Source organism: Streptomyces sp. NPDC003011, assembly GCF_053591515.1.
In genome coordinates, this window is the sequence record NZ_JBSFTY010000097.1 from 22486 (window position 1) to 32193 (window position 9708).

A 9708-nucleotide genomic window follows, 5' to 3' on the forward strand; every position below is an offset into this window, starting at 1 on the left:
CTGCGTGACCAGCGGAGCGAATCCGCGTTGGTCAAGTAAGAGTTGACCTCAACGGGCCGCACATCGCGCGGCCCGCTCCTTTTCAACGCCGGTTCGAGAGGCTTGTTCATGGCCGACCACGCAACCCACGACGCCCAGGCTCGGGCCAGCCTGCACTTGCTGGTGCGGGACATCGAGCGGGTCCGCCGGCAGGTGGACGCACTGCGCACGCTGACCGCCCAGTTGGGCAACGTCTACCGCCCGCGCCGCTCCGGCCCGTCCGCGGGCTTCGTCGTCTACGGACGCGCCCCCGCTCCGACGGTCCGTCTCGCCCAGGAACTGCGGGACAGTGTCGAGACCCTGGTCACGGCCGCCGTGGACTTCGACCGCTCACTCGGCTTCTCGTGGGACGCGGTGGGTTCCGCGCTCGGGGTCACCAAGCAGGCGGTGCACCGCCGCTACGGCGCCCGCCGGGCCGCGACCCAGGCGGCCGCCGAGACCGAGCGGGCCGCGGACCCCTCGGCCTCCCGCACGGTCAACGTGGGCGCCGGCATCTCCACCGTGCCGACGGTCCCCGCCGCCCGCTCCATGCCGACCCAGCCGACCGCGGGCAGCCCGTCCCTCCGCGACGACGCCAGGCCCACCGCGTTCCCGGCCCCCCGCAACGGCTGACCCGTTCCGCTCCCCCCTGCCCTCCCGGCACGCATCCGGGAGGGCAGACGTGTGTCACGGCGGCCCGCCCCTCGGTTCCGATCGGTTCCGAGCCAGGTGTCCCGGCCCGGCCTGCGCCACCGGCGGAGCCACGCACCCCGCCGACCGGAACCTCGGCGAGGACGGCACCGTCGACGAGACAGCCGATACAGCCAAGCCAAGCCAAGGCCGGCAGAGGCCGGGCGGAACGGGCCGGAACGGGCCGGGTACAGCCGGCCCGATGAGGCCGGGTCAGGCCCGATCGCGTTGAGCCGGGTCGGCCGACCCGATCCCCGCCCCCGGATCCCCCTCACCCGATGTCCGGCGGATCGATCCGCACCCGGACCGCCGCCTCCGCACCCCCGCGCGCCATCCGCGCCGCCTGCGCCGCCTTCAGGGCGGACGCCAACGCCGCCCCGCTCCCCGGCGGCACCCGGATCAACGCCCGTTCCCAGTGCTCCCCGACAGGCGGCGCCCCGGCCCTGCGCGGGCGGCCGTCGACCGTGACGGGCACCGGAACCGGCCCCAACACCTGGGCTTCCGAAGGCAGTTCCAGCGCCCGCAGAAACTCCGCGACCGCCTCCGCGGCTCCCGACACGGCCGCCATCCGGGACACCGGCGGAAAACCCAGCTCCGCCCGCTCGGCGAGCTCCCGCACCGCGTGGCCCACGGGGTCCCACCGCACCAGCGCCTGCACGGGCCGCAACGTGGGCTCGGCGACGACCACGACGGTGCCCCCCGCGCCCTGCGGCCGTACCAGCGCCGCCGCCCCGGTCCACCGGCGCAGCGCGTCCTCACCGGCGCGCAGGTCGGGCCGCCCGAGCATGGCCCAGCCGTCCAGCAGCAGGGCGGCCGCGTAGCCGCCCTCGGCGACGGGTTCGGCCCCCGGGGTGCTCACCACCAGCGCGGGCGCGGACGAGACGGTGTCCAGCACCTGCTCACGCCCGGAGGTCCGCACCGGGACCGCCGGAAACGCCCGTCCGAGCTCCTCGGCGGTCCGCCGGGCCCCCACGATCTGCGCCCGCAGCCGGAAGCCCCCGCACTGCGGACAGTGCCAGGCGGCATCCTCACGCCCGCACCAGCCGCACCGCAGCGCGGCCCCGGACTCCTGCGCCTCCAGGGGCCCGGCACAGTGCCGGCAGCGGGCGGGCGCCCGGCAGTTGGCGCACGCCATCCTCGGCACATACCCGCGCCGGGGCACCTGCACGAGAACCGGCCCGTGCCGCAGCCCCTCCCTGACGACCTGCCAGGCGAGGCTCGGCAGACGCGCGGCCCGGGCCGCCTCGTCCCGCGCGAGGTCCCCGTCGCCCACGGTCCTGACCAGCGGCGCGGCGGTCCGCACCTGCTCCCTTGCGGCCACCAGCGGCCGGGCCCAGCCGCTCTCCACGAGCTGCGCCGCCTCGACGGTGCAGCTCCAACTTCCCAGCAGAAAGCCGCACTTGTCCTGCGCCGCCCGCAGCAGGAGCACCTCCCGCGCATGCGGCTGAGGGGCGTGCTGTTCGCTGTGGCTGTCGTCGCCGTCCTCCCACATCGCGACGAGCCCGAGGTTGTGCACCGGGGCGAACATGGCGGCCCGCGTCCCCACGACGGCCCGTACGCTCCCCCGCCGCACGGCCAGCCACTCCCGGTACCGCTTCTCGGGTCCGGCGTCGGCGGTGAGCACCGCGTGCCGCCCCTGGCCCAGCAGCGCGGTCAGCGCGGTGTCGACGCGCGCGACGGCCCGCCCGTCCGGCAGGACGACCAGCGCGCCGCGTCCGGAGGCCAGCGTCGCCACGACGGCCCGGGCCAGCTCGTCGCTCCACTCGGGCCCCGGCAACGCGTTCCACACCGCGCGCGGGGCACCTCCGGCGGCCAGTGACTCCACGAACGCGGCCCCGTGCCCGTACCGCTCCCAGGAGCCCGCCTCGGGCGCACCGGGCGGCGGCAGCGGGGCGGGCGAGGGCCGCTGCTCCGCCCGCGCGTTGCGCGGCGGCACGGCGAGCTGCAGCACATCGGCGAGGCTGCCCGCGTACCGGTCGGCGACGGCTCGGGCCAGCCCCAGCAGCTCCGCGCCGAGCACCGGCTCCGGCGAGACGACCTGCGCCAGCGCGGCCAGCGGTCCGGGGTAGTCGGACTCGGCGAGCCGCTCGATCAGGAACCCGTCGATCAGCCCCCCGCCTTCCCGCCGTCCTTCCCGCACCCGGTGCCGTCCGGCCCCGAACCGCACCCGCACCCGCACCCCGGGCTGCGCGTCCGCGTCGAGGTCCTCGGGCACCGCGTAGTCGAAGTAGCGGTCGAGGTGCAGCACGCCCTTGTCGACCAGCACCCGGGCGACCGGCAGCTCCTTGGCGAGCGCGGCCCCCCGCCACGTCCGCGGCTTGGCCCGCGGCACCTGGGCCTTGCGCACGGTCTCCCGGATGAGCGCAAGCTGCTCGGGCGGCGCCCCCTCGGCCCCGCCGTCCACCGCCCCGTTCTCGCTGCTCACCCTTGCATTCTTACCAAACGACACTGACAACCGCCGAGGCCCGGCCCCCCCGAGGGGAACCGGGCCTCACAGCGAGCGGTGAGCGGTGAGCGGACCCTTACAGTCCCGCCGCCTTGCGCAGCGCGTCCACGCGGTCGGTGCGCTCCCACGTGAAGTCGGGGAGCTCACGGCCGAAGTGGCCGTACGCCGCGGTCTGGGAGTAGATCGGGCGGAGCAGGTCGAGGTCGCGGATGATGGCGGCCGGACGGAGGTCGAAGACCTCGTCGATCGCCTTCTCGATCCGGTCGGTGTCGACCTTGGCCGTACCGAAGGTCTCCACGAACAGACCGACCGGCTCGGCCTTGCCGATCGCGTACGCCACCTGCACCTCGCAGCGCGTGGCCAGACCGGCGGCCACCACGTTCTTGGCGACCCAGCGCATCGCGTACGCCGCCGAACGGTCCACCTTGGACGGGTCCTTGCCGGAGAACGCGCCGCCGCCGTGACGGGCCATGCCGCCGTACGTGTCGATGATGATCTTGCGGCCGGTCAGACCCGCGTCACCCATCGGGCCGCCGATCTCGAAGCGGCCGGTCGGGTTCACCAGCAGGCGGTAGCCCTCGGTCTCCAGCTTGATGCCGTCGTCGAGCAGCGCCTTCAGCTCCGGCTCCACGACGAACTCGCGGATGTCGGGCGCCAGCAGCGACTCCAGGTCGATGTCGGAGGCGTGCTGCGAGGACACCACGACCGTGTCGAGACGGACGGCCTTGTCGCCGTCGTACTCGATGGTGACCTGCGTCTTGCCGTCCGGGCGCAGGTAGGGGATCGTGCCGTTCTTGCGCACCTCGGACAGGCGCTTCGACAGCCGGTGCGCCAGGAAGATCGGCAGCGGCATCAGGGTCGGCGTCTCGTCGCACGCGTAGCCGAACATCAGGCCCTGGTCGCCGGCGCCCTGGCGGTCCAGCTCGTCGCCCTCTTCGCCTGCGGCGGCACCCTCGACCCGGGACTCGTAGGCCGTGTCGACGCCCTGGGCGATGTCCGGGGACTGGGCCCCGATGGACACCGACACGCCGCAGGAGGCGCCGTCGAAGCCCTTCTTCGAGGAGTCGTAGCCGATCTCCAGGATCTTGTCGCGCACGAGCTGCGCGATGGGTGCGTAGGTCTTGGTGGTGACCTCACCGGCCACATGCACCAGGCCGGTCGTGATCAGCGTCTCGACGGCGACCCGGGACGTCGGGTCCTCGCGCAGAAGCGCGTCGAGAATGGTGTCGCTGATCTGGTCAGCGATCTTGTCGGGGTGACCCTCGGTCACAGACTCCGAGGTGAACAGACGACGGGACACAACGCTCCCTGGGGTTGCAGCGGCTGCTGGCTGATCATTGGCGGACGGGACGGGGGCTGCGCCCGGCGTCGTCCGAGAACAGTTTATCGGTCGCGTTCGGCCATCGGACTCCCTGTCTCGCCTCTCGGAAGCGCTGTGACCTGCGGCACGGGCATTCTGCCCAATCCCGAGCTGCCTTGGCCAGGGGCGCCACGTCCCAATCTGCGAGGCCTGAGCGAGCCTTGAGCAGAACGGGACGCTCAGCCCAGCCGTTCGGCCACCAGGTCCCACACGGTTTCGGCCAGGGCCTCCTTCGGCCCGTGCGGGACCGGTGTCTCGCTGCCGTCGGCGCCCAGGACCACGGCCTCGTTCTCCTCGGAGCCGAAGGTCTTGCGCTCCCCCACCTCGTTCACCACGAGCAGGTCGCAGCCCTTGCGCCGCAGCTTGGTGCGACCGTTGGCCAGTACGTCGTCCGTCTCGGCGGCGAAGCCGACGACCACCTGGCCGGGGCGGGCGCGGCCGGCGGAGATCTCCGCGAGGATGTCCGGATTCCGTACGAGCACGACGGGGTCCGGGTCCTGACCGTCCTTCTTCTTGATCTTCCCGGCCGCGTAGGTCTCCGGACGGAAGTCGGCGACCGCCGCGGCCATCACGACCACGTCGGCGTCCGCGGCGGCCTTCAGGACCGCCTCCCGCAGCTGCACGGCCGTGCCGACCGGGACGACGTCCACCCCCGCCGGGTCCGGCAGGCCGGTGTTCGCCGCGACCAGGGTGACCCGGGCGCCCCGGGCCGCGGCGGTACGGGCGAGGGCGTAGCCCTGCTTGCCGGAGGAGCGGTTGCCGAGGAAGCGGACCGGGTCGAGGGGCTCGCGGGTGCCGCCGGCGCTGACGACGACGTGCCGGCCGCTGAGGTCCGGCTCGGTGACCCCCCGGGCCAGCACGCGGCGGCAGATCTCGAAGATCTCGGCGGGGTCGGGGAGCCGGCCCTTGCCCGTGTCGACGCCGGTGAGGCGGCCGACGGCCGGCTCGATGACGACGGCGCCGCGGCGGCGCAGTGTCGCCACGTTCTCCTGGGTGGCCGGGTGCTCCCACATCTCCGTGTGCATGGCGGGTGCGAAGACGACCGGACAGCGGGCGGTGAGCAGGGTGTTGGTGAGGAGGTCGTCGGCGAGGCCGTGGGCGGCCCTGGCGAGCGTGTCCGCGGTGGCCGGGGCGACGACGACCAGGTCGGCGTGCTGGCCGATGCGGACGTGCGGCACCTCGTGGACGTCGTCCCACACCTCGGTCGAGACCGGGTTGCCGGAGAGGGCGGACCAGGTGGCGGCGCCGACGAAGCGCAGGGCGGAGGCGGTCGGCACCACCCGGACGTCGTGCCCCGACTCGGCCAGTCTGCGCAGCAGCTCACAGGCCTTGTACGCGGCGATGCCACCGCTGACGCCCAGAACGACCTTCGGCTTGTCCACCGTCTCTCCCCGCACCTCGGAAACGTACGCCGCGGCTCCCGCCGTACGGCTCCATCACACACCACAGGCCCGGCGGTCGCGCCGCCGGGCCTGTGGAAAAGCTCACCGCAAACTGAGAATATTACTGCGCCGGGCCCTCGATGGCCTCGGACGTCAGCAGTCCCGCGTTGATCTCGCGCAGGGCGATCGAGAGCGGCTTCTCGTGGACGTGGGTGTCGACGAGCGGACCGACGTACTCGAGGAGGCCCTCGCCGAGCTGCGAGTAGTACGCGTTGATCTGGCGGGCCCGCTTGGCCGCGTAGATCACGAGGCTGTACTTCGAGTCGGTGGCCTCGAGGAGCTCGTCGATCGGCGGGTTGATGATGCCCTCGGGCGCGGAGATGGAAGAGGACACGCTCTACCTTCCGATGGATGGGAAAAGATCGGTCGTGATCACCGAATCCGTCAGGATCCCGGAGAATCAGCGATCACACAACATCCATCAAGGCTAGCAGCTCACGCGCCACATCCTCGACGGAGGTGTTGACGAGGGTCTCGTCGAACTCCGGCTCGGCCGCCAGTTCGACCTTCGCCGCGTCCAGACGGCGCTCGATCACCTCGGGCGGCTCGGTGCCCCGTCCGGTGAGTCTGCGCACCAGCTCCTCCCAGGAGGGCGGAGCCAGGAACACCAGCTGGGCGTCCGTCATGGACTCACGGACCTGCCGGGCGCCCTGGAGGTCGATCTCCAGGAGGACGGGCTCGCCCGCCTCCAGCCGCTCCAGCACGGCCGCACGCGGCGTGCCGTACCGGTTGCCGGCGAACTCGGCCCACTCCAGCAGCTCACCGTTGGCGATCAGCTTGTCCATCTCCTCGTCGGTGACGAAGAAGTACTGGACGCCGTGCTTCTCACCGGGGCGGGGCCTGCGGGTCGTCGCCGACACCGACAGCCAGACCTCGGGGTGTTTCTTGCGCATATGAGCGACGACCGTGCTCTTGCCGACCCCGGAGGGGCCGGAGAGCACGGTCAGCCGCGGACGTTCACTCATGCAGCGATTATTCCAGCAATCCCGGAGTGCCCGGGACGCCCTTGCCCGGAGTTCCCGGGATCAGGAGCCGGTGCTGCCGAACTCACGCTCAAGAGAGGCGATCTGGTTGGAACCGAGACCGCGCACACGGCGGCTCTCGGAGATACCGAGTCGCTCCATGATCTGCTTGGCGCGGACCTTGCCCACGCCCGGGAGGGACTCAAGCAGGGCGGAGACCTTCATCTTGCCGATGACGTCGTTCTCCTGGCCCTGCTTGATGACCTCGTGCAGGGAGGCGCCGGAGTGCTTGAGTCGATTCTTTACCTCGGCCCGCTCCCGGCGAGCCGCGGCGGCCTTTTCGAGCGCGGCTGCGCGCTGTTCAGGGGTAAGGGGCGGAAGAGCCACGCCTACGTCACCTCGGATGTCGAACTGTCGGATACGGACCGGTGAGGAACCTAGTCGCCCCACACCTGGGGAGCCACGAGCAACACGCTCGCCCGTTGACTCTCGTCGGAGACTAGCGGCCAAGGGCGTCAGAGTCAGCGAGAACAGCGGAAAAGTCCTGGTCAGCCTTTGCCAGGTCGGACATCTGGAACATTTTGCCCCGGATTTGAGAATGTATCCAGACTCAAGTCGGCCTCGACCCACTCCCCGGAGGACCTGGCCGAAGACCCGCGAGGGCTCAGGAGGCGTCCACGGCGGCCCGGATCCCGGCCGCGAACCGGTCCGCGGCCGCCCGCAGCGCGCCGACGTCGGGACCGTGACGCAGAACACCCCGGCTGACGTTGGGCACGACGTTGCGTACCGCGGTCCCGAAGACGCCGGGAAGGTCCGCGGGAGTGGCCCCCTGGGCACCGATGCCGGGCGCCAGCAGCGGGCCGTTGATGTCCAGGTCGTACGAGGACAGGTCGCCCAGGGTGGCTCCGACGACCGCCCCGAACGAGCCCAGGGGCTCCTCCCCCGCGTTCTCGGCGGCCAGGTGGGCCAGCATCGTCGCGCCGACGGTCCGGCCGTCCGCGCGCACCGCGTGCTGGACCTCGCCGCCCTCCGGGTTGGAGGTCAGCGCCAGCACGAACAGGCCCGCGCCGTTCTCCCGGGCCAGCGTGATCGCCGGGCGCAGCGAGCCGTAGCCGAGGTAGGGCGAGACGGTCAGGGCGTCCGAGAACAGCGGGGCGTCCGGGTGGAGGAAGGACTCGGCGTACGCGGCCATGGTCGAGCCGATGTCGCCGCGCTTGGCGTCCATCACCACCAGCGCGCCGGCCGCCCGCGCCTCCTCGACCGACTTCTCCAGCACGGCGACACCGCGCGATCCGAAGCGCTCGAAGAACGCGCTCTGCGGCTTGAGGACGGCGACCCGGTCGGCCACCGCCTCGACGACCGTGCGGCTGAAGCGCTCCAGACCCGCCACGTCGTCGCTCAGGCCCCACTCGGCGAGCAGGGACGCGTGCGGGTCGATGCCGACGCACAGGGGCCCGCGGTCGTCCATGGCACGGCGCAGGCGGGCGCCGAAGGGTGCGAGAACGCTCATGCCGTCTCCCTGACGTCGGCGCCGACCGCGTCGGCGAGGGTGGCGTACGGGCTGGTCCGCAGGCGGGCGGCGAGCCCCTTGTGCAGGGCGCGGGCCCAGAAGGGGCCCTCGTAGATGAACGCGCTGTAGCCCTGGACCAGCGTGGCGCCCGCCAGGATGCGCTGCCAGGCGTCCTCGGCGTCCTCGATGCCGCCGACGCCCACCAGGGTGATCCGGTCGCCCACGCGCGCGTAGAGGCGCCGCAGCACCTCCAGGGAGCGCGCCTTGAGGGGTGCCCCGGACAGGCCGCCGGTCTCCTTCACCAGCGAGGGAGCGGACATCAGGCCGAGCCCCTCGCGCGCGATGGTCGTGTTGGTGGCGATGATCCCGTCCAGGCCGAGTTCGACGGCCAGGTCGGCGACCGCGTCGACGTCCTCGTCGGCGAGGTCCGGCGCGATCTTCACCAGCAGCGGGACGCGGCGCGAGGTCACCCTGCGGTCGGCGGCCTCGCGCACCGCGGTCAGCAGCGGGCGCAGCGCCTCGGTGGCCTGGAGGTCGCGCAGTCCGGGCGTGTTCGGCGACGACACGTTGACGACCAGGTAGTCGGCGTACGGCGCGAGCCGCTCGGCCGACTGCACGTAGTCGCCGACGGCCTCCTCCTCCGGGACGACCTTGGTCTTGCCGATGTTCACACCCACGACGGTCCTGAAGACCGGCTCGCGGGACGCCAGGCGCGCGGCCACGGCCAGCGAGCCGTCGTTGTTGAAGCCCATGCGGTTGATCAGCGCCCGGTCCTTCACGAGCCGGAACAGCCGCTTCTTCGGGTTGCCGGGCTGCGCCTGCCCGGTCACCGTGCCGATCTCCACGTGGTCGAAGCCGAGCATCGACATGCCGTCGATGGCGACCGCGTTCTTGTCGAAGCCGGCGGCGAGCCCGAACGGGCCGTGCATCCGCAGCCCGAAGGCCTCGGTACGCAGCTCCTTGTAGCGGGGCGCGAGCGCGGCGGCCAGGAAGGTGCGCAGCACGGGGACGCGCACGGCGAGCCGGATCCAGCGGAAGGCGAGGTGGTGGGCCTGCTCCGGGTCCATCCGCCGAAAGACCAGACGGAAGAAGATCTTGTACATCTCTGTGTCCTCTTGAAGCCTCGGTGAGGCTCATGAAGAGGGGGACACCGTTTCCGGTGTCCCCCTCGGGGCTGCTAGTCGCGGGCTGCGGTCAGGTGTTGTGCGTGTTCCTGGAGTGAGCGCACGCCCACGTCGCCGTGGGTGAGGGCGTCGATGCCCTGGACGGCGGCGGCGAGC

The 9708-nt window shown here is 72.4% G+C and carries 9 protein-coding genes; 1 reads left to right on the plus strand and 8 read right to left on the minus strand.

Annotated features, from left to right (window positions below; genetic code table 11):
• Nucleotides 1-108 precede the first annotated feature (108 nt).
• Nucleotides 109-651 carry a hypothetical protein gene (locus ACWD0J_RS34915; protein ID WP_451499876.1) on the plus strand — a complete coding sequence of 181 codons (543 nt, stop codon included), beginning with the start codon at nucleotides 109-111 and terminating at the stop codon, nucleotides 649-651.
• Between the two features lie 328 nt (nucleotides 652-979).
• Here the strand turns inward: ACWD0J_RS34915 and ACWD0J_RS34920 are convergent, their stop codons facing one another.
• The 8 genes from ACWD0J_RS34920 to ACWD0J_RS34955 form a co-directional block, all read right to left on the minus strand.
• Entirely contained in the window at nucleotides 980-3133 is a 2154-nt protein-coding gene (locus ACWD0J_RS34920) for a primosomal protein N' (RefSeq protein WP_451499877.1), read from the minus strand.
• 97 nt (nucleotides 3134-3230) lie between these two features.
• Complete coding sequence (gene metK, locus ACWD0J_RS34925; protein ID WP_451499878.1) at nucleotides 3231-4454, minus strand: methionine adenosyltransferase; 1224 nt, start codon at nucleotides 4452-4454, stop codon at nucleotides 3231-3233.
• A 239-nt stretch (nucleotides 4455-4693) separates the two neighbouring features.
• Complete coding sequence (gene coaBC / locus ACWD0J_RS34930; RefSeq protein ID WP_451499879.1) at nucleotides 4694-5896, minus strand: bifunctional phosphopantothenoylcysteine decarboxylase/phosphopantothenate--cysteine ligase CoaBC; 1203 nt, start codon at nucleotides 5894-5896, stop codon at nucleotides 4694-4696.
• A gap of 121 nt (nucleotides 5897-6017) precedes the next feature.
• Nucleotides 6018-6290, minus strand: coding sequence for a DNA-directed RNA polymerase subunit omega (rpoZ, locus tag ACWD0J_RS34935; protein ID WP_003977348.1), 273 nt, complete (start codon nucleotides 6288-6290; stop codon nucleotides 6018-6020).
• Nucleotides 6291-6363: 73 nt separating this feature from the next.
• On the minus strand, nucleotides 6364-6921 hold the full coding sequence (gene gmk / locus ACWD0J_RS34940) for a guanylate kinase (protein ID WP_451499880.1): 558 nt from the start codon (nucleotides 6919-6921) through the stop codon (nucleotides 6364-6366).
• Between the two features lie 60 nt (nucleotides 6922-6981).
• Nucleotides 6982-7305, minus strand: coding sequence for an integration host factor (locus tag ACWD0J_RS34945; protein ID WP_003977346.1), 324 nt, complete (start codon nucleotides 7303-7305; stop codon nucleotides 6982-6984).
• Nucleotides 7306-7582: 277 nt separating this feature from the next.
• Nucleotides 7583-8428: an orotidine-5'-phosphate decarboxylase gene (gene pyrF / locus ACWD0J_RS34950; RefSeq protein WP_451499881.1), complete on the minus strand. Its 846-nt coding sequence runs from the start codon at nucleotides 8426-8428 to the stop codon at nucleotides 7583-7585.
• Nucleotides 8425-9531, minus strand: coding sequence for a quinone-dependent dihydroorotate dehydrogenase (locus ACWD0J_RS34955; protein WP_451499882.1), 1107 nt, complete (start codon nucleotides 9529-9531; stop codon nucleotides 8425-8427). The genes pyrF and ACWD0J_RS34955 overlap by 4 nt, the downstream gene beginning before the upstream one ends.
• Between the last annotated feature and the right edge of the window lie 177 nt (nucleotides 9532-9708).